The organism is Winogradskyella wandonensis (assembly GCF_004346845.1).
Classification (GTDB): domain Bacteria; phylum Bacteroidota; class Bacteroidia; order Flavobacteriales; family Flavobacteriaceae; genus Winogradskyella; species Winogradskyella wandonensis.
Genome location: NZ_SMGI01000002.1, coordinates 888,376 through 912,201, shown reverse-complemented (window position 1 = coordinate 912,201; position 23,826 = coordinate 888,376). Strand labels below are relative to the sequence as shown.

16 protein-coding genes are annotated in these 23,826 nt (G+C 36.4%); 11 read left to right on the top strand and 5 right to left on the bottom strand.

Translation table 11 applies throughout. The annotated features are described in order from the left end of the window. Nucleotides 1-56 precede the first annotated feature (56 nt). Entirely contained in the window at nt 57-1,610 is a 1,554-nt protein-coding gene (gene amaB, locus DFQ05_RS08855) for an L-piperidine-6-carboxylate dehydrogenase (protein ID WP_132705022.1), read from the bottom strand. Nucleotides 1,611-1,843: 233 nt separating this feature from the next. Here amaB and DFQ05_RS08850 point away from each other — a divergent pair, with 233 nt between their 5' ends. The 5 genes from DFQ05_RS08850 to DFQ05_RS08830 all read left to right on the top strand — a co-directional run bounded on the left by DFQ05_RS08850 (nt 1,844) and on the right by DFQ05_RS08830 (nt 11,497). Next, nucleotides 1,844-2,674: an SH3 domain-containing protein gene (locus DFQ05_RS08850; protein WP_132705021.1), complete on the top strand. Its 831-nt coding sequence runs from the start codon at nt 1,844-1,846 to the stop codon at nt 2,672-2,674. 28 nt (nt 2,675-2,702) lie between these two features. Then, nucleotides 2,703-8,276, top strand: coding sequence for an alpha-2-macroglobulin family protein (locus DFQ05_RS08845; protein ID WP_132705020.1), 5,574 nt, complete (start codon nt 2,703-2,705; stop codon nt 8,274-8,276). 3 nt (nt 8,277-8,279) lie between these two features. Further along, the gene (locus DFQ05_RS08840) at nt 8,280-8,588 is read left to right on the top strand and encodes an antibiotic biosynthesis monooxygenase family protein (protein ID WP_132705019.1); all 309 of its coding nucleotides are present in this window, start codon (nt 8,280-8,282) and stop codon (nt 8,586-8,588) included. Between the two features lie 86 nt (nt 8,589-8,674). Continuing rightward, on the top strand, nt 8,675-11,020 hold the full coding sequence (gene pbpC, locus DFQ05_RS08835; protein WP_132705018.1) for a penicillin-binding protein 1C: 2,346 nt from the start codon (nt 8,675-8,677) through the stop codon (nt 11,018-11,020). A gap of 48 nt (nt 11,021-11,068) precedes the next feature. Beyond that, a complete protein-coding gene (locus DFQ05_RS08830; RefSeq protein WP_132705017.1) occupies nt 11,069-11,497 on the top strand; it encodes a hypothetical protein in 429 nt (142 codons plus the stop codon). 61 nt (nt 11,498-11,558) lie between these two features. On the opposite strand, the gene DFQ05_RS08825 is transcribed toward DFQ05_RS08830, so the two are convergent. Next, complete coding sequence (locus DFQ05_RS08825) at nt 11,559-12,620, bottom strand: endonuclease/exonuclease/phosphatase family protein (RefSeq protein ID WP_132705016.1); 1,062 nt, start codon at nt 12,618-12,620, stop codon at nt 11,559-11,561. A gap of 138 nt (nt 12,621-12,758) precedes the next feature. Between DFQ05_RS08825 and DFQ05_RS08820 the strand changes: the two genes are divergently transcribed. From DFQ05_RS08820 to DFQ05_RS08810, 3 genes are all read left to right on the top strand, one after another. After that, complete coding sequence (locus tag DFQ05_RS08820) at nt 12,759-15,623, top strand: carboxypeptidase-like regulatory domain-containing protein (protein WP_132705015.1); 2,865 nt, start codon at nt 12,759-12,761, stop codon at nt 15,621-15,623. 30 nt (nt 15,624-15,653) lie between these two features. After that, nucleotides 15,654-17,060, top strand: coding sequence for a DUF5689 domain-containing protein (locus DFQ05_RS08815; RefSeq protein ID WP_132705014.1), 1,407 nt, complete (start codon nt 15,654-15,656; stop codon nt 17,058-17,060). Nucleotides 17,061-17,187: 127 nt separating this feature from the next. Then, nucleotides 17,188-17,487 (top strand): hypothetical protein, encoded by a 300-nt coding sequence (locus DFQ05_RS08810; protein WP_241974238.1) that lies wholly within the window; start codon nt 17,188-17,190, stop codon nt 17,485-17,487. Nucleotides 17,488-17,542: 55 nt separating this feature from the next. Here the strand turns inward: DFQ05_RS08810 and DFQ05_RS08805 are convergent, their stop codons facing one another. Beyond that, nucleotides 17,543-18,070, bottom strand: coding sequence for a heavy-metal-associated domain-containing protein (locus DFQ05_RS08805; protein ID WP_132705012.1), 528 nt, complete (start codon nt 18,068-18,070; stop codon nt 17,543-17,545). 92 nt (nt 18,071-18,162) lie between these two features. Between DFQ05_RS08805 and DFQ05_RS08800 the strand changes: the two genes are divergently transcribed. Beyond that, nucleotides 18,163-19,041, top strand: a complete 879-nt coding sequence (locus tag DFQ05_RS08800; protein ID WP_132705011.1) for a DMT family transporter — start codon at nt 18,163-18,165, stop codon at nt 19,039-19,041. A gap of 49 nt (nt 19,042-19,090) precedes the next feature. Here DFQ05_RS08800 and DFQ05_RS08795 read toward each other — a convergent pair whose 3' ends face one another. Next, nucleotides 19,091-21,181, bottom strand: coding sequence for an insulinase family protein (locus DFQ05_RS08795; RefSeq protein ID WP_241974237.1), 2,091 nt, complete (start codon nt 21,179-21,181; stop codon nt 19,091-19,093). Between the two features lies 1 nt (nt 21,182). After that, on the bottom strand, nt 21,183-22,499 hold the full coding sequence (locus DFQ05_RS08790) for a M16 family metallopeptidase (RefSeq protein WP_132705010.1): 1,317 nt from the start codon (nt 22,497-22,499) through the stop codon (nt 21,183-21,185). A 290-nt stretch (nt 22,500-22,789) separates the two neighbouring features. On the opposite strand from DFQ05_RS08790, the gene rplU reads away from it, so the two are divergent. Both rplU and rpmA read left to right on the top strand, forming a co-directional pair. Then, nucleotides 22,790-23,482: a 50S ribosomal protein L21 gene (gene rplU, locus DFQ05_RS08785; RefSeq protein WP_132705009.1), complete on the top strand. Its 693-nt coding sequence runs from the start codon at nt 22,790-22,792 to the stop codon at nt 23,480-23,482. A 66-nt stretch (nt 23,483-23,548) separates the two neighbouring features. Further along, on the top strand, nt 23,549-23,809 hold the full coding sequence (gene rpmA / locus DFQ05_RS08780) for a 50S ribosomal protein L27 (RefSeq protein ID WP_132705008.1): 261 nt from the start codon (nt 23,549-23,551) through the stop codon (nt 23,807-23,809). Nucleotides 23,810-23,826: the final 17 nt, after the last annotated feature.

The following is a 23,826-nucleotide window of genomic DNA, read 5'->3' as shown; positions in this document are numbered from 1 at the left end:
CAAAAAACCGCTTCAAAATTGAAACGGTTTTTATTAATATCTGTTGTGAAATATTATTACAAATCAAACTTAATGCCTTGCGCCAATGGCAATTCATCAGAGTAGTTTATTGTATTCGTTTGTCTTCTCATATAGATTTTCCAAGCGTCAGAACCAGATTCGCGTCCGCCACCCGTTTCTTTTTCGCCACCAAAAGCACCTCCGATTTCTGCACCAGAAGTTCCAATGTTTACATTGGCAATTCCACAATCGCTTCCTGCAAAAGACAAGAATTTTTCGGCTTCTTTCATTTCATTAGTCATTATTGCAGATGATAAACCCTGAGCTACGCCGTTTTGCATGTCGATAGCGTTTTCAACATCGCCAGAATATTTCATTAAGTATAAAATTGGTGCAAATGTTTCGTGCTGTACAATTTCAAAATGATTTTCTGCTTCAATAATTGCTGGTTTTACGTAACATCCGCTTTCGTAACCTTCACCTTCTAAAACACCGCCTTCAACTAATACATTTCCACCTTCAGCTTTTGCTTTTTCAATCGCAGCCAAGTATGTATTTACAGCGTCTTTATCGATTAATGGTCCAATATGATTGCTTTCATCTAAAGGATTACCAATAGTTAGTTGTTTGTACGCGCCAACAATTGCATCGCGTACTTTATCGTATACGCTTTCGTGAATAATTAAACGACGTGTCGATGTACAGCGCTGACCGCAAGTACCAACAGCACCAAAAACAGCACCAGGAACTACGACTTTTAAATCAGCAGTTGGTGTGATGATTATGGCATTATTTCCGCCTAATTCTAACAACGATTTCCCAAAACGTTCAGCTACTGTTTTACCAACAATGCGTCCCATTCGTGTAGAGCCTGTTGCAGAAACCAACGGAATTCTAGTATCAGTAGTGATGTATTCACCAACTTTATAATCTCCATTAACGATACAAGATATACCTTCTGGTAGGTTGTTTTCTTTTAAAACTCCTGCAATGATATTTTGGCAAGCCACAGCACAAACTGGCGCTTTTTCAGAACCTTTCCAAACGCAAGTATCGCCACAAACCCAAGCCAAAGCCGTGTTCCAAGCCCAAACCGCAACTGGGAAATTAAATGCCGAAATAATCCCGACTACACCTAAAGAATGCCATTGCTCACGCATAACGTGACCTGGTCTTTCTGATGGGATGACTTGTCCGTTTAACTGACGAGATAAACCTACCGCAAAGTCGCAGATATCTATCATCTCTTGTACCTCACCATAACCTTCTTGCAAAGATTTTCCCATTTCGTAAGAGACTAATTTACCAAGTGGTTCTTTTAACTCTCTTAATTTGTTTCCAAACTGACGTACAATTTCGCCACGTTGAGGCGCTGGCATGGCACGGAAAGTTTTAAAAGCAGAAGTGGCTGCGTCCATAACCTTATCGTAATCTTCTCGAGTTGTTGTAGATACTTTTGCTATTAATTGACCGTCAACAGGCGAATAGCTTTCAATTAAATCGCCATTTCCAAAATTATTAGAACCTGTTGAAGTTCCGTGATTTATATCTGAAACACCCAACTTTTGTAATGCTTCTTTTATTCCGAAATCAGTTGCCACTGTTCCCATAATATATTGATTTTTTTAGTAAAATTAATTTAGGCAAGATAACAATAAATTGTGGCTTACAGTAGTCTTTCTAATTGATTATGGCCCGCCAACTTTATGAACATTTTAACAACTATGCGTCATCTAAATCAAAAAAAAGCCACGTATTTATTTAACAAGAATAGGCCTACATCTTGATTTTAAGGCGTTCTCATAAAGAATGAGAAACCATTAATCATTAAAATCCACGTATAATGTTTTTAAGAATTTTAGTAGTGGCATGCTTCGCACTGAGCGTAGCACAAGCCCAAGACATCCAGTATGTTAACGCAGAAAATGGACTAGTAATAAGAGAACAACCAAATCAAGGTGCCGCCAAAATAGGCATATTAGATTATGGTACGGCAGTAGAAATTATTGAGCATACCAATTTGCACTTAGATGTTAAGGATAATGATAAAAAAGTGTCTGGTAAATGGGTTAAAATAAAAGGCCCTGCGGTAGGTGAATATTTCGAAGACGGCTATGTTTTTAATGGGTATTTAACCGAAGAAAAAATAGAGCAGCCACTAAAAATAGCTGGTGATACTTTTACCATTTATATTGATAAACTTCAGGCTAATGTACAAGAGCAAAAGCCTGTTGTAGAAGATGAAACGGCGGCATCTGTATTCAAATTAAACAATCCTGAAACTATTGAAAACAGATATCTTAAAGTGAAACACCATCAAAATTACAGAACTATTGAAGTGTTACAACGCCACAGGAATAGTATTGCTGTACAGCCAAAAGATGGCGAAGCTGCGTTTACAGATTTTCAGCATTACACCTCGAGTTGGAAACCTTTAAAACTGGAATTTCCTAAAGGAAATATCTATAAAACGGCGACATTATCTGCAAAAGATTCTAAGCGTTTTGGAAGTTTTGATAAAGCCGAATTATATTCAACTTTAAGCCTCGAAGACAGTGCAACTTACAGCATTGCACCGAGCCAAATTGAGCTTAAAGTTATCATGACGGATATTGACGGTTACAAAACCGAAAAAATTGTAATCTTTGAATTACCTTTAGGCAAAGCGTCGTAAGTTATATAATCTATTAATCCATTACATCATGCAAATCAACAAAGTCTTCGCCCTTTTTATCATCACATTTTTAGCTATCTCCTGCAAAGAGACATCAACAGACACTGATAATATCTTTAAGTTTAGGGATTACATAAGTTATACGACTTCAGGACGTGTTTCTGTGGCAGAACCTATAAAAATAATACTAGCAGACGAAGTTAGTGAATGGGAAATTGGGCAAGACTTAGATGTTGATTTGGTAAAAACAAAACCCTTCGTTCAAGGTAAATTGCAAGTGCTTAATAAAACAACTTTGCTTTTTACACCTGACGAGTATTTAGACTCGGATACAGAGTACACAGTAACCGTCAATATTGGAGACATTTACAAGAATATTCCTAAAGACTACAACTCCTATACATTTCAATTTAAAACTATAACTCCTGGGTTTACCGTTACGACTTCAGATTTGCAATCGTACAGTAAAGAATGGCAATACATTTCTGCACAATTACGCTCTGCTGATATCATAAAACTAGAAGACGCTAAGCAACTTATTTTTGCGAAACAGAAAACAAATGCACTAAACTTAGTTTGGAATGAAACTAATGAATTTTCAAAATATTTCGAATTTAAAATAGATAGTGTACAGCGCTTTGTCGAAGACAGCAACGTCGATGTTTCATGGAACGGCGATGCTATCGATGCCAAGAATAAAGGTAATAATTCTATCCTTATTCCGGGTAAAAATAACTTCACTATCGTCGATACAGAAGTATTTCAGTCACCAGAGCAATATTTATCAATTAATTTTTCAGACCCTTTAAAAAAACAGCAGAATTTTTCGGGTTTGGTTACCATTCAGAATGCAAAAAATCCAAAATATGTGGTCGATGGAAACGTTCTTAAAGTCTATCCAGATTCTAAATTAGTGGGTGATATTAGAGTCGATGTTTTCACTGGAATTAAAAACACGGACAACTTTAAGTTAAAAACCAATTTCTCTGAAAAAATAACATTCGAGGCTTTAAAACCACAGGTACGGTTAATAAGTAATGGAACTATTCTTCCAAATTCTCAAGAATTAAAATTCAATTTTGAAGCTGTAAACCTTAGTAAGGTCGATGTACGTATTATTAAGATTTTTGAAGATAATGTGCTTCAGTTTCTTCAAACAAATAATTTAAACAGCAACAATCAGTATGGTATTCGTAACGTAGGACGACGAATTGCTAAGCAAACGATAACCCTAATCGAAGACGAATCTCAAAACACAGGAAAATGGAAGGCTTACAGTATAGATTTATCTAAATATTTTACCTCCGATGTGGGTTCTATTTATCGTGTAGAATTAAGTTTTAAGCGTGACTATTCACTTTATGATTGTGACATAAATGCCAGTGAAGTCTCTAGTAACGAAGACGACTATTATGACGATTACTACGAAGAAGACAGCTACGCATCTAATGACATGTCCGAAGAAGAACTAAACCAATTAGAAGAAGACTATTGGGACAATATTACCTACAGTTACAGAAACCAAAATTACAGATGGCGTGATAGAGATAATCCTTGTACAGATTCGTATTATAATTATGCCAACAGAACTGTTGCGCAAAATCTTATAGCTTCTAATTTAGGTGTTGTAGCTAAAAAAGGAAGTACCAACTCATATCTCTTTGCGGTCACAGACCTTTTAACGACCAATCCAGAAAGTGGTGTTACCGTAGATTTATACAACTATCAGCAGCAATTACTTACAAAAGGCATTACAAACAAAGATGGTATTGTAGAAATTGATTCTGAAAAACGAGCAGCATTTGCCATTATCAACAAAGGCCAAAACACAAGTTATGTAAAGCTTTTAGATGGCAATTCGTTATCGCTTAGTAAGTTTGATGTTTCAGGACAAAAACTACAACGTGGACTTAAAGGTTACATCTATGCCGAGCGCGGCGTTTGGCGTCCTGGCGATAGTTTATTTCTCACCTTCGTATTAAATGACAATGCCAATAAATTACCAACACGTCATCCTGTAAAACTCGAAATTACAGACCCAGTTGGCAAGTTGGTGCATCGAAATGTTACAGTAGATAACGTCAATCATTTTTATAATTTCACAGTACCAACATCTACAGATTATAAAACAGGTAATTACTACGCGAAAGTTTCAGTCGGTGGGGCATCGTTCACCAAAACCTTAAAGATTGAAACGGTAAAACCTAACCGTTTAAAAATTAAAATCGATTTTGAAGATGAAATTCTAACCAACAACACACCATTAAAGGGCGATTTAAATGTTGCTTGGCTTCACGGCGCACCTGCAAAAAACATTAAAGCTGAAGTGAAAGCGAAATTCACCACAAAATCCGCAAGTTTTGAAGGTTATAAAGATTACATTTTTAATGACCCAACCCGAAATTTTACCACGGAAGAAGCTATTGTTTACGATGGAAGTCTGGACGAAAACGGCAACGCAAAAATAAATAGCCAACTAAATATTGGAAAAAATGCACCAGGAATGCTTAACGCTCAATTTTTAGTCAGAGCGTTTGAAAATGGCGGTGATTTTTCATTAGATTCCTTTACAATGCCTTACGCGCCTTACGAGAGTTTTGTGGGCTTAAAATCTCCTGAAGGCAATAATTATGGCTCCTATTTTACAGATGAAAACCACACGTTTGATGTGGCTACAGTTAATGCTGATGGCAAAGGCGTGCAGCGAAAAAATCTTGAAGTTAAAGTTTATAAAGTCGAATGGCGTTGGTGGTGGAATTCCTCTTACGACAATCTTTCAAGCTACGTTTCGAGCAGTTATCATAGACCAATTAAAGACTTTAAAATTAATACCGATGCCAATGGAAAAGCAACTTTTAAGCTCAATATTCCTGACGGAAATCGCGGTCGTTATTTAATCCGAATTTTAGACCCAGAAAGCGGTCATGCCACAGGACGTACGGCATACTTTTATAAAAACTGGTGGCAATCTGCACCGTCGTCAGATAAAGAAGCAGCAAAAATGTTGGTCTTTTCAACAGATAAAGACAATTACAATGTAGGCGAAACGGCGAGGTTGACGTTTCCTTCAGGAACAGAAGGTCGTGCGTTGATTAGTTTAGAAAATGGTTCCGAAATTATCGATTACCAATGGGTAGAAACGAAAAAAGGCGAAACGACTATAGATATTCCAATAACGGAAGATATGGCGCCAAATGCCTTTATCAATATTTCGTTATTGCAGCCGCATGATGTCACGTCTAACGATTTACCCATTAGATTGTATGGTGTGATTCCACTTCTCGTAGAGAATCCTGAAACACGATTATATCCTGAAATCTCGATGCCAAATAGCATCAGACCTAAGGAAAATTACGAGATAAAGGTTTCAGAAAAAAACAACAAATCCATGACCTATACTATTGCTGTTGTGGAAGAAGGTTTGCTCGATTTAACACGATTTAAAACACCAAATGTATGGGATAGTTTCTATGCGCGCGAAGCGCTTGGCGTTAAAACATGGGATATTTTCGATGATGTTATCGGTGCCTATTCTGGCAGTGTTGACCAAGTGTTCGCCATTGGTGGTGATGGCGAAGCGGCAAAAGGAAAAAATAAAAAAGCCAATCGGTTTAAACCAGTTGTTACTTATTTAGGTCCATTTATTTTAGAGGCCAATGAAACCGCAACGCACAAACTAAAAATGCCAAATTATGTTGGTGCTGTGCGTACAATGGTTGTCGCCGGCGATAATGCAGATGAAGCTTATGGTAATGCCGAAAAATCAGTACAAGTAAAACAACCTTTAATGGTGTTGGCAACGCTTCCACGAAAGTTAAGTCCAGGCGAAAAAGTGACTTTACCAGTTACTGTTTTTGCTATGGAAAAGAACGTGAAAAACGTAAAACTTGATTTAAAATTAAGCGACGGTATTACTGTAAAAGGAAATAAATCACAAACGCTTCAATTTGAAAATCCAGATGAAAAAATGGCGTATTTTGAATTGGATGTGACCAAAGCAAAAGGCATAAATACTATTGAGGTTGTTGCTTCAGGAAACGGTGAAACATCATCTTACAAGGTAGAAATTGATGTCGAAAACCCGAATCCAATTTCTTCAAAAGTGATAGATAAAGAACTTCAAGCTAAAGCAACGCAAGATGTGTCTTTTTCAACCTTTGGTGTTTCAGGAACAAATACAGCAACGGTTGAGTTTTCAACTTTACCACCGATGGATTTTAATAAGCGTTTGGCATATCTAATTCGCTATCCACACGGTTGTGTGGAGCAAACGACTTCGAGTGTTTTTCCACAATTGTTCTTGACAGATATTTTCGATTTAACTTCGACACGTAAAAAAGAAATTCAAGATAATATTAAAAGCGGCATTACTCGTTTGTCTAATTTCCAAAGACCTGATGGCGGATTGAGTTATTGGATTGGCGAAAACTCAGCTAACGATTGGGGTACAACCTATGCTGGACATTTCATGCTCGAAGCCGAGAAGAAAGGTTATGTTTTACCATTGGCATTTAAGAGTAATTGGCTGGCTTATCAAAAAAGAGCGGCACGAGATTGGCGTCCGAGCTACAGAAACTATCGTAGTGATTTAGCACAAGCTTACAGATTGTACACATTGGCACTTGCAGGAAGTCCGGATTTAGCGAGCATGAACCGTTTACGCGAGTTCACAGAACTGTCTAATGAGGCAAAATGGAGACTATCCGCAGCTTACGCATTAGCTGGACAAAAAGAGGCAAGTGACGCCATTACTAAAACAGCAAATATCGATTTTCAGCCGCCAAAAAGCAATTATTATACCTATGGCTCGTTGGATAGAAATCGCGCTATGGCATTGGAAACGATGCTCATTACTAATAATCCGAAAGCTTCGGATTTAGCCAAAATTATAGGAAAATCATTGTCTAGCGACGAATGGATGAGTACGCAGACCACGGCATATAGTTTATTAGCTATCGGAAAGTTAATCGCAAAAAATGGTGGAAAAGAATTAAATCTGAAATACTCCGTAAACGGAAAGACAGAAACCATTACCACTAAAAATGGTATTGCACAACGCGACATTCCTGTTATAGATGGCTTAAACACCATTAAGCTTGAAAATAATGACGATAATTTGGTTTACGTCCGTGTGTTGAACTCAGGAAAATTAAAGCTTGGTGAAGAATTACCAGTACAACGTGGCTTTTCAATTTCAACGATTTATAAAGATTTAAAAGGTAATACGCTTGATGTCACTAAACTTCAACAAGGTCAGGATTTTGTGGCAACCGTAAGCATAACCAATCTGAATAACGAAGTGGTAAAAGATGTGGCGCTGACTCAGATTTTTCCATCGGGTTGGGATATTGTAAACACGCGCTTTACCGATTTTGGAGACACAACAGTAAGTCAAGCGAGATATACAGATATTAGAGATGACCGTGTGAACTTTTATTTTGATATGGAACGACGTGGCAAAAACGGTACAAAAACATTCACCGTTTTACTAAACGCATCTTACTTAGGAACGTACTATTTACCTGGCGCACAAGCCGAAGCGATGTACGATAATGATTATTTGGTACGTAATAAAGGCCGTTGGATAACGGTTGAAAAGTAGATTATGAAAAACACTAAACCATACTACGCTATTATCTTCACCTCAACACAAACTGAAGACGTGAAAGGTTATTCGGAAATGGCAAACCAAATGGAAAATCTTGCCAAGCAACAAGACGGTTATTTAGGAATTGAAAGTGCCAGAAATTCTATTGGTATTACGGTGAGTTACTGGGAAAGTTTAGACGCTATAAAGCAATGGAAACAAAACGCAGAGCACCTATTTGCACAACAAAAAGGCCGTGAACAATGGTATAATTGGTACAAAGTCCGAATATGCAAAGTGGAACGCGAGTATGAGTTTGAAAAATAACTTACTACGTTTCTGTCATTTCGAGCGGAGTCGAGAAATCTCCTTTAAGACACTTTGACTGCGCTCAGTGTGACATTCACTAAAAAATGAAAATAATAAACTACATAAAACGCAATAAAATCAAGAGCGCAATCATCTGTATTGCGCTTATAGCCTATTACTTCTGCTTACCAAAGCAACTTTTTAAAGACCCAACAGCAACTGTAATTACAAGTGAATCTAATCAATTATTAGGTGCTTTAATAGCTGATGATGGACAATGGCGATTCCCAGAAACGGATAGTATTCCAGAGAAATTTAAAACCTGTATTCTTCAGTTTGAGGACGATTATTTTTACAAACATCCTGGGTTTAATCCTATTTCCATTTTTAAAGCGCTGAAGCAAAATATTAGTTCTGGCGAAGTAAAACGTGGTGGAAGTACCATTACACAGCAAGTCATTCGCTTATCACGTAAAGGACAAAAACGCACGTATTTTGAAAAACTGAAAGAGCTTATTTTGGCTACGCGATTAGAATTCAGACATTCGAAAGACGATATTTTAAATCTATACGTAAGTCACGCGCCATTCGGCGGAAATGTGGTAGGTATTGATGCTGCGGCTTGGCGTTATTTTAATAGGAATGCTTCAGATTTATCTTGGGCAGAAAGTGCAACCTTAGCAGTTTTACCGAATGCGCCAAGTTTAATTTATCCTGGAAAAAACCAAGAGCGATTACTCAAAAAACGCAATCGTTTATTGAAAAAAATCTATGATAATGGCACGATTGACAAATTGACTTACGAATTATCTATAGCTGAAGGTTTACCACAAAAACCATATCCGTTACCTCAGATTGCGCCACATTTACTTCAAAAAATTGCAAAAAAAGATAAAGGAAAACGCATTAAAACCACACTAAATGTTAGCTTACAAGAACAAGCCAATGGCATTGTAAAACAGCATTATAATCAATTAAAACAGAACGAAATTCATAATATTTCGGTGTTGGTTTTGGATGTAAAAACACGAAAAGTCTTGACCTATATCGGTAATTCTCCGACAGATAAAGCACATCAAAACAATGTAGATATTATAGATAAACCAAGAAGTACAGGTAGTATTTTAAAGCCGTTTTTATACGCTTCAATGCTTGACGCAGGCGATATTTTACCAAATACGTTGGTGGCAGATATTCCCACACAATTTGGAAGTTACCAACCCGAAAATTTCAACAAAGAATTTGATGGCGCCGTGCCTGCGGATATGGCTTTATCACGCTCGCTGAATGTTCCTGCGGTGCGAATGCTCCAAGATTTTGGTTTGGATAGATTTTATCAATATTTAAAACAATTAAACCTTAAGGATGTGAAGTACAACGCCAATCATTATGGTTTATCGTTAATTCTCGGTGGTGCAGAAAGTAATCTGTGGGATTTGTGTAAAAGTTATGCGGCAATGGCTTCGACATTAAATCATTTTAATGAAAATTCGAGTCAATATTATACGAAGGAATTTTGTGAGCCTACGTTTTCTAATTCAGCAGTAAACTTTGGAAAACTTTCTCAGGAAAAAACCATTTTTGACGCCGCCTCTATCTATCATACGTTTGAAAGTATGAAGCAAGTCAATCGCCCAGAAGAAGATGATAGTTGGGAATATTATGACTCATCTCAAGAGATTGCTTGGAAAACAGGGACGAGTTTTGGCTTTAGAGATGCTTGGGCCATTGGTACCACTAAAGATTATGTGGTTGGCGTTTGGGTTGGCAATGCCGATGGCGAAGGTCGACCAGGTTTGGTTGGTGTACAAACTGCTGCGCCAATTCTATTTGACGTGTTTGATTTACTCCCAAAAAGTACTTGGTTTGATAAACCATATGACGAAATGATTGAAGTACAAATTTGCGATAAAAGTGGTTATCGCGCATCTTCAATATGCGATGTGGTGTCTTCAAAATTTATTCAAATTAGTGGACAAAAAACGGAACCTTGTCCGTATCATAAACTGGTACATTTAGATGCTTCGAAGCAATTTCAGGTGAATTCGTCTTGCGAGGATATTTTAAATATAAAAAGTGAGTCTTGGTTTACGCTTCCGCCATTACAAGCGTTTTATTACAAAAGTAAAAATCCATTTTATAAAGACTTACCACCATTTCGAAGCGACTGCAAAGTGTCTACTTCTGTAACTATGGAGTTTATTTACCCAACGCAACAAAGCACCATTTTTTTACCGAAGGATTTTGATGGAAACACTAATGATTTAATCTTAAAAGTAGCTCACTCAAAACCAGAATTTGAGTTGTTTTGGTATATTGATGAAACTTATGTTGGTAAAACAAAAGATATTCATGAATTAGCCATTTTACCAAAAGCTGGAAATCATGTGATTACTGTTGTAGATGAAATAGGAAATGAGTTGAAGCATGAGATAACTATTTCAGAATAATTTATTCTAACCCTCAATTATGTATTTTTGCATCTCTAACTAACATATATTATGAGTACACTTCAGTTTATACATTCGTATTGGGCCTATTTAGTTTTATTGGTTTTAATATTGGCTACGCTTAATGCACTATTTAAATTCTTTGGCGATAAAGAATTTGATGCTAAAGATTTTAGAATTTCACTGTTTGCATTAATAACAATGCATATTCAGTTACTTATAGGCATCATTCTTTGGTTTACAAAAGGTTATTTTGATGAAATGAGCGTTGGCGAAGTTATGAAAAATGGTGCCATAAGAAAATTAGCTGTTGAGCATCCAACTACAATGCTAATCGCTGTAGCTTTAGTTACTATTGGTTACTCTAAACACAAAAAGAAACTGGTCTCTAAACCAAAATTTAAGATGCTAGCTATTTTTTACACCATAGCTTTAGCACTTGTTTTATATATGATTCCTTGGAATTTATGGTTTTAAAAAACGTAAAAAAGGCTTCAACATTAATTGAAGCCTTTTTAATTTGTTATCTCAGTGTAAACTAATCTTCTACTTCTTTGATGACATAAACATAAACAGGAAAGTGGTCACTAAACCCACCTGTATATCCACCATCTGTAAAACTTCTATATGGATAGCCTTCAAATCGTCCTCTAGGATTTGTTAAATATTGCTTATTGTAAATCCCTGCTTTGTAAAATCTAAAAGATGAATAATCGTCCTCTAACAACGGCTTAGTAATCATAATCTGATCAAATAAACTCCAAGCATCTCGGTAAGCTGTGGTACCCAGTCCCTTCTTTCTAAACATATTTTCGTAAGGGTTGTATATGCCTTTAAGTTTAACACGTTTTTTATTAGATTGTGCCTTAAGAACATCTTTTACACTTGCATTTGTAGGGTCGTCATTTAAATCTCCCATGATAAAAACTTTGGCGTACGGGTCTATAGATTGCAAAGAATCTACCAAACGTTTAGTTACTTTGGCTGCGGCCACACGCTTAGGTCTACTGCGGGCTTCACCTCCGCTTCGAGATGGCCAATGGTTTACAATTACATGGATGTCGTCTCCATCTAGTTTTCCACTAACTAATAACTGGTCTCTAGTATATTTACGTTCTCTCGTTTTATCGTCATAAATTTTTAACTCATGAGAGCTAGAATTAAGTGGTTGAAACAGCGCTTTTTGATATAATAAAGCAACATCAATACTACGTGCATCAGGCCCATCAAAATGAATAATTCCATAATCCTTTGGTAAAAGTAATGGGTCATTAACCAAATCCTCTAAAACCTTTCTGTTCTCAATCTCACATACGCCAATAATTGCAGGTGAGTTATTACTTTGGTCTCGCCCTATATCTGCGATGACACGAGCCATACCCTTTACTTTCTTCTCATAAACCTCCGCTCTATTTGCCGCAGCCATTTCCATAATTGGGCTAGCTTCGTCGTATTTAGTTGGGTCATTTATGGTATCAAAAAGATTTTCTAGGTTGTAGAACGCAACCGTATGGATTTTAAAGCGTTTTTCTTTCTGTGCATTTACTGCAAATGTTAAGAAAAGTGTAATAAATACTAGGGGGAATTTCAAAAATTTCATTTAGTAATGTTATATAATTGTAAAGCCATAAGCAAATTAGATGCCAAAAGTATGTATTTATTATAAATAATGTAAATTTGCATCCCCTTAAAATTTTTGTTAAGGGTTTCTTAAATTAATTCAATATAAAAACTAAGCATGAAAAAAAGTTTTTTACTTTTTCTGTTCGGAGTCGCCTTTTCACTTTTTAGTGTTGCTCAGCAAACTACGGTGAAAGGAAGTGTTCTGGACGGAACTACAGGAGAACCAATTCCTGATGTAACAGTAACCATCGAGGGTACGACATTAACCAAAGTCACTGACGCAAAGGGTGAATTTAGTTTTACAACTAACCTTCCTTTAGGCGAGCAGGTTCTTAAAATCGAAAAAGTGGGTTACGAGACTAAACGGTATCCAATAGTAATCAACGAAGGAAAAACTGTTGATATTTCTGGAATGACACTCGATTTTGACCCTACGGACAAAAAAGATTTGTACACTATTTCTATTTCCGACGACAACTTAAATAGTGAGGACGACGGTCTTACTGACAATATCTCTGGGCTACTACAAGCCTCTAGAGACGTTTTTTTAAGTGCTGCAGCGTTTGATTTTAGTGCGACATTCTTTAGACCTAGAGGTTTAGACAATGCCAATGGTAAAGTACTTATCAACGGTATTGAAATGAACAAACAATTTAACGGTCGCCCGCAATGGGGTAACTGGGGTGGACTAAACGATGTGCAGCGTAACCAAGAATTTACAATGGGTATGTCGGCTAACGACTATAATTTTGGTGATTTAGCTGGTACAAATAACATTGTAATGCGTGCTTCTAAATACCGAAAAGGTGGACGTATTTCTTACGCAGCTGCTAACAGAAGCTACCAAGGCCGTATTATGGGAAGCTATAGCTCTGGTCTTTTAGCAGACGGATGGTCTTACTCTGTGTTGTTATCAAGACGTTATGGAGAGCAAGGTTTTATAGATGGCACACTATACGATGCTAACTCTATATTTGGTGCAGTCGAAAAGAAAATTAACGACAAGCATAGCATTAACTTAACAAGTATTTATGCTCAGAACCGACGTGGACGTTCTACAGCAATTACTCAAGAGATTTTTGATTTAAAAGGGAGACAATATAATCCATTTTGGGGCGAATTAAATGGCGAGCAACGTAACTCTAGAATTAGAGAGATAGAAGAGCCTATAGTAATGCTTAATCATTATTGGGATATTTCTAAAAAAGTACGTTTAAACACAAATATAGCTTACCAATTTGGAGAGATAGCTAATACACGTATAGATAATGGTGGTACGCGTTTAGTTACTGTTGGAAACGAAAGTGTTTTTCTAGGTGGTGCACGTAACCCAAATCCAGATTATTACCAAAATCTTCCAAGTTTCTTCTTACAAGACCAAAATCCAACAGCTTTTGATTACCAACAAGCGTTTATAGCACAAGAAGCTTTTGTAAATGATGGCCAACTTAACTGGAATCAACTTTACGAAGCCAACGCAAGTTTAAGGGCACAAGGCGGCAACTCTCTTTACGCAATACAGGCTGATGTAATAGAAGATAAACAATGGAGCTTTAATTCTATTTTAGATGCAGATTTAGCTGAAAATATTCGTTTAAATGCTGCTGTAAATTATAGAATATTAAACAGCCAAAATTATGCTAGAGTCGAAGACTTGCTAGGCGGAACGGGTTACCTAGATGTAGATTTCTTTGCTGAAGAAGATAATACTACAGACTCAGACGATGTTGCTGCAGATTTGGCTCAGAGTGATTTAAGAAATCCTAATCGTATTGTAAGAGAAGGTGATCGTTATAAATATAACTATGAGATAGATGCCGAAGTTGCTAGTGCTTTTGCGCAAGCTCAGTTTAAATACAATAAAATAGATTTTTATTTAGGCGGAAATATTTCTAGAACGACATACCAAAGAAACGGAATCTTCGAAAATGGTTTTTTCTCTGGAGAAGGACCAACAGGTTCTTTTGGTAAAAGCGAAGAATTAGAATTTACAAACTATGGCGTAAAAGCAGGATTTACTTATAAAATTACTGGTAAGCACTTATTAGACGTTAATGCTAGTAAGTTTACAAAAGCGCCCGGCATTAGAAATTCGTTTAGCAATGCTAGACAGACCAATGCAACTGTTACTGGTTTAGAAAGCGAAGACATTCAATCCGTAGATGTAAGCTACATCTACCGCTCTCCAATAGTGAAAGCTAGAGTTACTGGTTTTTATTCTGGTTTTGAAAATGGTAGTGATATTGGCTTCTATTTTACAGAAGACTTAGCTGGATTAGGTGTTGATAATGGTGATGCATTCGTTCAAGAGATATTAACCAATATCGAAAGACGTCACGTTGGTTTAGAAGTTGGTATAGAAGCACAAGTTACGCCTACAATTAAACTTAAAGGTGCTGCATCTGTTGGTCAGTTTACGTTTCAAAATAATCCAGATTTATACCTAACTAGTGTAAACTTCCCAGGACAATTACGATTTGGAGATGGAACTACAAATCTTAAAGATGTACATGTCGCTGGCGGACCAGAGCGTGCATTTCAATTGGGCTTCGAGTATCGTGACCCAGACTTCTGGAACATCGGTGTTACAAGTAACTTCTTCTCTAATGCTTATATAGACGTTAGTAATCTAGCAAGATCTGCTAACTTTACTTCAGATTTTGATGGTAATACATTTAACGATTACGACCCTGTTTTAGCTAAAGAATTATTAAAACAAGAACAATTTGATGATTACATGCTTGTAAACGTAATCGGTGGAAAATCTTGGAAAGTTGATGATTATTTCATAGGTTTCTTTGCGACTATCAATAACGTATTTAATCAAGATTATAGAACTGGTGGTTTCGAACAGTCTAGGCTTGCTAATTTTAGAAGAATTAGAGAAGACCAATCTAGAGACAATGGACCAGTTTTTGGTTCTCGTTATTTCTTCGGAACCGGAACAACGTATTACTTAAATGTTTACGTAAGATTTTAATTGAAAAAGAAAAAATAAAACACATAGAAAATGAAAACTTTAAAAATTAATAAATTAATCCTTCTACTTATCGGTTTAGTAGCTTTTAATAGCTGTGTAGAAGACGACGATTTTAGCGTGCCAAATACCGCTGTAGTAGAGCCTGTATTTAATAACGGTGAGCAAATTATACCTATTAGCTCTGTTGCTGGCGATTTAGCCCAAGAACAAGGTGGCGGTCAATTAGATTACTCTGATGACGATACCTTATTTACGTTTCCAAGTGAAGGAAACGATATTTTAGTAGAAGGCTATGTAATTTCTTCTGATGAAGGTGGAAACTACTTTGAAGAATTAATCCTTCAAGATGCACCTGAAAATCCATCAATCGGAATTAGAGTTCTTGTAGATGTTAATCCATTATTTATCCGTTACGAAGTTGGTCGTAAAGTATTTGTTAAATTAAACGGATTAGTTGCAGGTATTTCTAACGGTGTTTTAACTGTTGGCCCAAGAGATGGTGAGCGTATTGGTAAAATCCCTGCTCCTGTTGAAAACGACTTTATTATTCGCTCTGCAGAAGTAGCTACTATGGTGCCTTTAGCATTAGGTATTGCAGACTTCTCAGATGACAAAACTAATTTATTAATAACCTTAGATAATGTACAATTTTTAAAATCTCAGGCTGTTACGCCAAACGCATTAAGCTATGCTTCTGAGCCTTTCGATCAGTTTGATGGTGAGCGTACATTAGAAGATTGTACTACCGGTGCTTCTACAGTTTTTGCTACAAGTACTTTTGCCGATTTTAAAGGCTTAACGCTACCTTCTGGTAGAGGAATGATGACTGCCGTATTGCAGAAAAACTTCTTTGGAGACGAATTTAATGTTGTTATCAACTCACCTGAAGATGTTGACATGACAGGAGAGCGTTGTGATCCAGTTTTTATAGCAGACTTCCAAGAAGCTACAGATAACACAGATTTTGATACACCAGGATGGATTAACTTTATCGAAGCTGGTTCTAGACCATGGAGAGAAGATGTGTTTAGCGGTAACGGTACTGCTAGATTCTCTGCATTTAGCTCTGGAGACGCCTCTAACATCGGTTGGTTAATTACACCATCTATTGATATGGATGCACAAAGCGGCGAAATTTTATCTTTTGATATGCAGCACGCCTTTCCAGATTCTGGTCATGACCCAATCGAGGTATTATGGTCTAACGATTTCGATGGTACTGAAGCAGGTGTAACAAGTGCTACTTGGACATCATTACCTTTCACTAAGAGTTACATCGTTGACCCAGGTAACTGGTTTAATTTTGTAAATTCTGGACCATTAGACTTATCGTCTGTTACTGGTACTGCATACATTGCCTTTAGATACACAGGTAGTGATACAGCCAATCAAAACATGACTATTGATATCGACAACGTGAAAATTACAGTTCTTTAATTAGACTAAATTTTATTTCAAATAAAACCGCACCGAGTTAGGTGCGGTTTTTTATTTTTACCAAATGCTTGATACGTTATATATTTCGTTTTTAAATTACTTAAAGCCAAAACTTGGTAGAAAGGTCATGCAAATAGCCTTGCACTATATTTGCTTCGTTGAAATATCGTTTTATGGTCTTTTAGCCTGTTTCTTTGCTGCTTTTGCCAGTCAGCTTAATGTTGGTAAAATAAGTTCAGAAAAAGCTATACTATTGTCTGTATTGTGTGTGCTTTTTATTTATTTAAAAAATTGGATGCGTTATAACGGAAAGCGTAGAACTATTTTAAATGCGAAGTCGAAACGTCAAAAGCTTCAACCGTGGAAACTTATAGTTTTACCTTTAGCTTGCATAGTGCTAGCCTTAGTATTTTTCCAAGCTATATAAAACAAAAAACGCCATTCAGAAGAATAGCGTTTTGTGGTATTAAATTTAAATATGCTTAAGCCTTATCTGCTTTACAGCATGGTTTGTCACAATCTTTAGCACAGGCCATTTTCGCCTTTTCGTCTTTAGATTTGTCTTTACAACAGTCCATCTTGCAGTCCGCTTTACATGGCTTCGCTTCTGTTTTCTTCTCTGTAGAAAACTCGTCTACGACTTTTAAATCTTTAACCTTGTAAACGTCTCCTACTTTTGCAACAGCTTCCGTAAGGCTATTTGGTGTTACTTTGGCTTCGTCGTATTCGACCATAGCTAACTGCTTATCAAAATCTACCTTAGCCATTTTTACGCCTTCCATCTTCGCCATTTTCTTTTCGATGGTTTTGGCACAACCCATAGCACAAGTCATACCATCTATACTAAACTCTACTTTAGCATATGTTGCATTAGGGTCTAGTTTTGGTGTCTCCGCTTTTTTTGAAGTTGCTGTTTCTACACTTACAATTTCTGGTTCAGCATTGTTCTTGCAACCAACAACAACCAATGTTATACAAAGTCCTGCGATTAGATTTTTAAATAGTTTCATAAAACTTTAATATTTAGAAAGTGAACAAATCTAATAAATAGGCGGTTTCTTGAAAAATAATTAACGAATTTTGTGACCGCTAATTATTTTTTATGAAAAATATTAACACGAAATGGCTGTATTTGGTCATTTTATCTATCATTTGGGGAAGTTCTTTTATCCTTATAAAAAAAGCCTTAAATGGATTAACACCTTTTCAGATTGGTGGACTTAGAAATGTTCTGACGGGAATTATTCTTTTAACATTTGGTTACACTAGCTTAAAAAATATTAAAAAACCACAATGGAAATGGATTGCGATTTCTGGCTTTTTAGGTTCTTTTTTTCCTGCTTTTTTATTTGCAATCGCCGAAACAGAGATTGATAGTGCGATTACCTCTATTTTAAATTCATTAGTACCCTTAAACACAGTTTTAATGGGTGCTGCAGTATTTAAAATTACTTCGACAAGAAGGCAACTTTTGGGTGTAATAATTGGTTTTATTGGAACAGCAGTTTTAATTTTTAGAGGTTCGGAAATAAATCCTAATCAAAACTATTTATATGCTGGTTTTATAATTCTTTCGACCTTGATGTATGCAGCTAATGTAAATATTATAAAAAAGCATCTACAAGATGTAAGACCTTTGACTATAGCAGCAGGTAATTATGTGTTTATTGTTGTGCCTGCACTAATTGTATTACTTTTTACAGATTTTTTCTCTGCTACTACATTTAATTCTGAAACCATATGGACAGCCATCCTTTGTGTTGTAATCTTATCTGTTTTTGGAACTGCCTTAGCAAAAGTGTTATTTAATAAGTTAATACAAATATCTACTCCCGTTTTTGCTACATCAGTTACCTATTTAATGCCTATCGTTGCCCTGATTTGGGGTCTATTAGATGGTGAAGCTTTTACACCTATGCAAGGACTAGCTACATTAGTAATATTGGCTGGTGTTTATATTGCGAACAACAGAAGAACATAAAAAAACCGAAGCCTTTCGACTTCGGTTTTAAGATTTAGTAGTATATATTTTAGTTAAAATCTTCGGCGCTTACACCTTCGTTAACTTTAACCTCCGTCATATTAAGTTCTAAAACTTGAGGTCCTGCAGTAATTGTCATTTTCTGCGGCATCATTACACCGTTTACTTCTTTATAATCTGAAAAATCTGTAATAGACGTAATAGATTGCCCACCTGCTTCTTGGGTTTCTTCAGTTCTAATTAGTAAACCTGTATCGGCAGCGTAATATCTAGCCGAAGTCTTTCCGTCTTTGGTTACAACAATTTTATAAGCATCAGTACCATCTACATCGGTTAAACTTTCTAGAGCAATATTTGCCGCTTCCATGTAGATTTCTGGAAAAAGTCCTTTTTCAGTTTTACGTGCATTAACATCGTCTTCTGACATCGGAATTTTACGCCCTTGCTGTTCTTGATATCCCGACTTACCATCAAACTTTTGCTTCATAATTGTACCCATACCTTCAATACTCATCTCCATAGAGAACATGTTCGGCGCCATTTGTTTTATAATTGCTTTTGGCTTAAAAGGTGCTCCAGCTATGGTTACATCGGCCATAGACAAGGTCGATTTTACATCTCTAAGTTTTGCCTCACCTCCAACAGCATTTACATAATTTTTAATCACATCAGAAGCTGTTAATCCTTCTGGTAATGGTTTCGAGAATACAGGCTTTTCCGTAGCGTTGGCGTACTTGTCATAATATTTAATAGGTAAACCTACTTTTTCTAAATTTGGTAAAACATCAGCACCTTTCCCCACAACAACAACTCTTGCGTTATCTGCTTTAAAATATTTATTTGCAACACGCTGAACGTCTTCTACAGAGACATTGTTTATGTTTTCTAAATACTTTGCATAGAAATCCTGTGGTAAATTGTTACGCTTAATATTTAAGGCATAGTTTGCTATAGTTTGTGGACGCTCTAATGCCATAACAAAGTTTCCTACATATTTTGCTTTAGCGTTTTGAAGCGTTGTTGGGTCTACAGGTTCTGTTCTAATGCGCTTTATCTCTTTTAAAAATTCTACGACAGCGCTATCTGTAACAGCGTTACGCACTTTTGCACTAGCATTGAAACGAGATACACCATATCGGTTTGCACCTAAACTAGAGTATGCACCATAGGTATAGCCTTTGTCCTCACGAAGGTTTTTAAATAAATAGCCTTCGCCTCCTCCTCCAAGGATATTGTTAGCCATTAAAGCTGCAAAATAATCCTCATCACTTTGCTTTAAATCTACATTATTGGTTATAGAAATATTAGACTGTGTTGCATTTGGCATATCCACAAAATTAATTTGTGTTTCTGAGACATTAGCCGTTAACTCTGGGTTAGGAAGATTAGGTAAATCTTCTACTTTTTTCCATTTACCGAAATGCTTTTTTAGTTGTTTCTTAACGGTTTTGGTATCGATATCGCCAACAACAACGATATACGCGTTGTTAGGTGCAAATCTAACCTTGTAAAAATCTAATACATCTTGAAATGTTACATTTTTAACCGTTTCTTCAGTAACAAACTCTCCGTACGCATGGTCCTTACCATATGCTAAAGCACCAACAACACGCCCTGCTGCTGCATCCACACTTTTTTCATCGGTTTTTAAGTTCTCGATTAATTTATCTTTTTCTTTTTTGAATTCCTCTTCGGTAAGTAAAGGATTAATAGCTGCATCTGCCATTAATTCTACAATACGGTCTGCATATTTTACAAGACCACTTGCAAATCCTCCACTGGATCCAAAATTGATATTTGCACCTAAGAAATCGACTTCGTCATTAAATTCGTCTTTAGAGATAGACGTTGTCCCGTTTCCTAACATTGCGGAGAGAATACTTGCCACACCAGCTTTATCGCCTTCAACATAAGGCTTGTTATCAATACTTAACTGGTACGATACGCGTGGTAGCTTATTATTTTCTACTACCATCACAGTTATGCCGTTTTTAAGCTGAAACTCATCTGGTTTTGATAAGTTAATTTCTGGTTCTGGTCCTGCCTCTGGCATTTGAGACCTATCTATTTGTGCATTTACGCCAAGTGTCATTAAAGCAGCACCAGCAAAAGCAGCTAATTTTAGTTTTAAATTCTTCATCTTATTCTTCGTCTTTTTTAGGTAAATACTGGATTTCAACACGTTGATTTGGGCTTAAATATTTTTTAGCCACATCTCTAATTTCTTCTCTTGTTATAGAACGGTATAAATCTAATTGTGTATTAATAAGGTTAACATCGCCGTATAGCATGTAATAGGTTGCTAAAGAACTTGCAATACCAGCAACACTAGAATTAGAATTTACAAATTGATTCTCGAATTGGTTAAGAAGCTTCTGATAATCGCGCTCCGAAATTAATTCTGTTTGCATTTTAGCAATCTCTTCATCCATTTCTGTTAAAAGCGTATCGAGTGTAGTTTCGCCTTGTGGTAGGGCAAATAAGGCAAAGATATTGTAATCAACCTGCCCTAAATTTACAGCAGCTACCTGCAACGCTTGTTTTTGCTCATCAACAATTTTTTTGTAAAGAACAGAACTTTTCCCACCACTTAAATATGAAGAAATCATATCTAATACATAAGCATCTCTACTTGCCTGCCCAGGTAAACGGTATGCTGCCAGAATTGCAGGAATTTGAATGTTTGCGTCGTATGCTGTTACCTTCTTTGTTTCGGTAATAGGTGTTTCTTTTGGAAAGTTTCTAACGACTTCTGCTCTTGGTTTAACCGCACCAAAATATTGTTTAACTAATTCTTTTGTTTTTTCTTTATCAATATCTCCAGCAACGATTAAAACAGCGTTATTTGGACCATAATATTTATCAAAATACGCATTAAACTCATCTAGAGTTGCCGCATCAAGGTCTTCCATGAAGCCAATATTTGGGTCTTTATACGGATGTACTTCGAAAAGATTCTCGCCGATTACTTCTAATAATTTTCCATAAGGTGCATCGTAGCGTTGGCGTTTTTCTTCTTTAACAACCTCGTTTTGCGTATCCACACCAACTTGGTCTATAACAGGATGAAGCATTCGCTCTGATTCTAGCCATAGTCCTAATTCTAATTTATTAGAAGGAAAGATTTCGTAATAATAGGTACGGTCTTGGGAAGTGTTAGCGTTAAATGTACCACCATTAGCAGGAATAATTTTCATAAACTCACCACGCTCAATATTTTCCGAGCCTTCGAACAATAAATGCTCGAAAAAGTGAGCAAATCCTGTACGGTTTTTTTCACGGTCTTTTCCACCAACGTCGTACATAACAGACGTAATAACAACTGGTGCTGTATTATCTTGATGAAGAATAACATGAAGACCATTTTCTAAATCAAATTCTTCAAATTCCACCTTTTGCGCTGAGGCTGAGTAACCTACAAACAATAAAAGGGCTAGACTTACTAAGCTTCTTTTCATTTTAAGTGTTTTATTTAATAAAAGTTTTGAGTGTTTGTCTTGCTAAATAACTTATTGTTACAGCAATTCGAACAAAAATAACTAAGAAAGTCCCTATTTCATCTAAATAAAATGTGAAATAATTTGGTGTTTCACCTATTAATAAAAGTAAATCACAAATACCATCTTAAAAATGTGGCATCGAACCCTTTAAAACGTTTGCAGATTAGGAATTTAAGCGTATATTTGCACCCGCTTTCTTAGAAGAAGGCTATTTTGATTTATAAACAAATTAATAAAAACGTTACGCTATGTACGCAATTGTAGAGATAGCAGGGCATCAATTTAAAGTTGAAAAAGACCAAAAAGTTTTTGTTAACCGTTTAGCAACAGAAGAAGGTAAGAAAGTTTCTTTCGATAACGTTCTTTTAATTGGTGATGGTGACAATGTAACTTTAGGCGCCCCAGCTATAGACGGAGCACAGGTAAGTGCTAAAGTCTTAAAGCACCTTAAAGGTGACAAGGTTATTGTTTTCAAAAAGAAAAGACGTAAAGGTTACCGAGTTAAGAATGGTCACCGTCAAGCGCTTTCTGAAATCGTAATCGAAGGTATTACAGCTTCAGGAGCCAAAAAAGCCGCTCCAAAAAAGGAAACTAAAAAAGCTGAACCAAAAGTAGAAGCAAAAGCTGCTGCTCCTAAAGCTGAAAAAGCTGCGCCAAAGGCTGCTGCTAAACCAGCTACTAAAAAGGCAACTGGTAAAGCTGATGATTTAAAGAAAATTGAAGGTATTGGACCAAAAATTGCATCTACTTTAGTAGAAGCTGGTATTGCTACTTTCGCTGATTTAGCAAAAGCTAAGCCAGAAGCAATTTCTGAAATTATCGCTGGAGTTCGTGGTAACCATGTTACTGACACTTGGCCAGAACAAGCTAAATTAGCTGCAGATGGTAAGTGGGACGAGCTTAAAAAATGGCAAGACGAATTAGATGGTGGTAAAGCATAATTGCTTAATCCATTAGAAGTATAACCTGTCTAGCCGACAAGGCTGGCAATATAAAACCTTAAGACAATGGCTCATAAAAAAGGAGTTGGTAGTTCGAAAAACGGTAGAGAATCAGAATCGAAACGCTTAGGTGTAAAGATATTTGGTGGTCAAGCTGCTGTTGCTGGGAATATTATCATTAGACAACGTGGTAACACGCATCACCCAGGTGAGAACGTATACCAAGGAAAAGACCACACTTTACATGCTAAAGTTGATGGTATCGTAAAATTTACTAAAAAGAAAGACAACAAGTCTTACGTTTCAATTGAGCCTTTTGAAGCTTAATTAAACAGTCTTTTATA

Bases quoted from the DNA above. Each gene is read 5' to 3' on its own strand.
- DFQ05_RS08820 (WP_132705015.1), top strand. From the start codon at position 12,759: ATGAAAAAAAGTTTTTTACTTTTTCTGTTCGGAGTCGCCTTTTCACTT.
- DFQ05_RS08795 (WP_241974237.1), bottom strand. From the start codon at position 21,181: ATGAAGAATTTAAAACTAAAATTAGCTGCTTTTGCTGGTGCTGCTTTA.
- DFQ05_RS08815 (WP_132705014.1), top strand. From the start codon at position 15,654: ATGAAAACTTTAAAAATTAATAAATTAATCCTTCTACTTATCGGTTTA.
- amaB (WP_132705022.1), bottom strand. From the start codon at position 1,610: ATGGGAACAGTGGCAACTGATTTCGGAATAAAAGAAGCATTACAAAAG.
- DFQ05_RS08850 (WP_132705021.1), top strand. From the start codon at position 1,844: ATGTTTTTAAGAATTTTAGTAGTGGCATGCTTCGCACTGAGCGTAGCA.
- DFQ05_RS08800 (WP_132705011.1), top strand. From the start codon at position 18,163: ATGAAAAATATTAACACGAAATGGCTGTATTTGGTCATTTTATCTATC.
- DFQ05_RS08805 (WP_132705012.1), bottom strand. From the start codon at position 18,070: ATGAAACTATTTAAAAATCTAATCGCAGGACTTTGTATAACATTGGTT.
- DFQ05_RS08845 (WP_132705020.1), top strand. From the start codon at position 2,703: ATGCAAATCAACAAAGTCTTCGCCCTTTTTATCATCACATTTTTAGCT.
- DFQ05_RS08825 (WP_132705016.1), bottom strand. From the start codon at position 12,620: ATGAAATTTTTGAAATTCCCCCTAGTATTTATTACACTTTTCTTAACA.
- DFQ05_RS08790 (WP_132705010.1), bottom strand. From the start codon at position 22,499: ATGAAAAGAAGCTTAGTAAGTCTAGCCCTTTTATTGTTTGTAGGTTAC.
- DFQ05_RS08810 (WP_241974238.1), top strand. From the start codon at position 17,188: ATGCAAATAGCCTTGCACTATATTTGCTTCGTTGAAATATCGTTTTAT.
- rplU (WP_132705009.1), top strand. From the start codon at position 22,790: ATGTACGCAATTGTAGAGATAGCAGGGCATCAATTTAAAGTTGAAAAA.
- rpmA (WP_132705008.1), top strand. From the start codon at position 23,549: ATGGCTCATAAAAAAGGAGTTGGTAGTTCGAAAAACGGTAGAGAATCA.
- DFQ05_RS08840 (WP_132705019.1), top strand. From the start codon at position 8,280: ATGAAAAACACTAAACCATACTACGCTATTATCTTCACCTCAACACAA.
- pbpC (WP_132705018.1), top strand. From the start codon at position 8,675: ATGAAAATAATAAACTACATAAAACGCAATAAAATCAAGAGCGCAATC.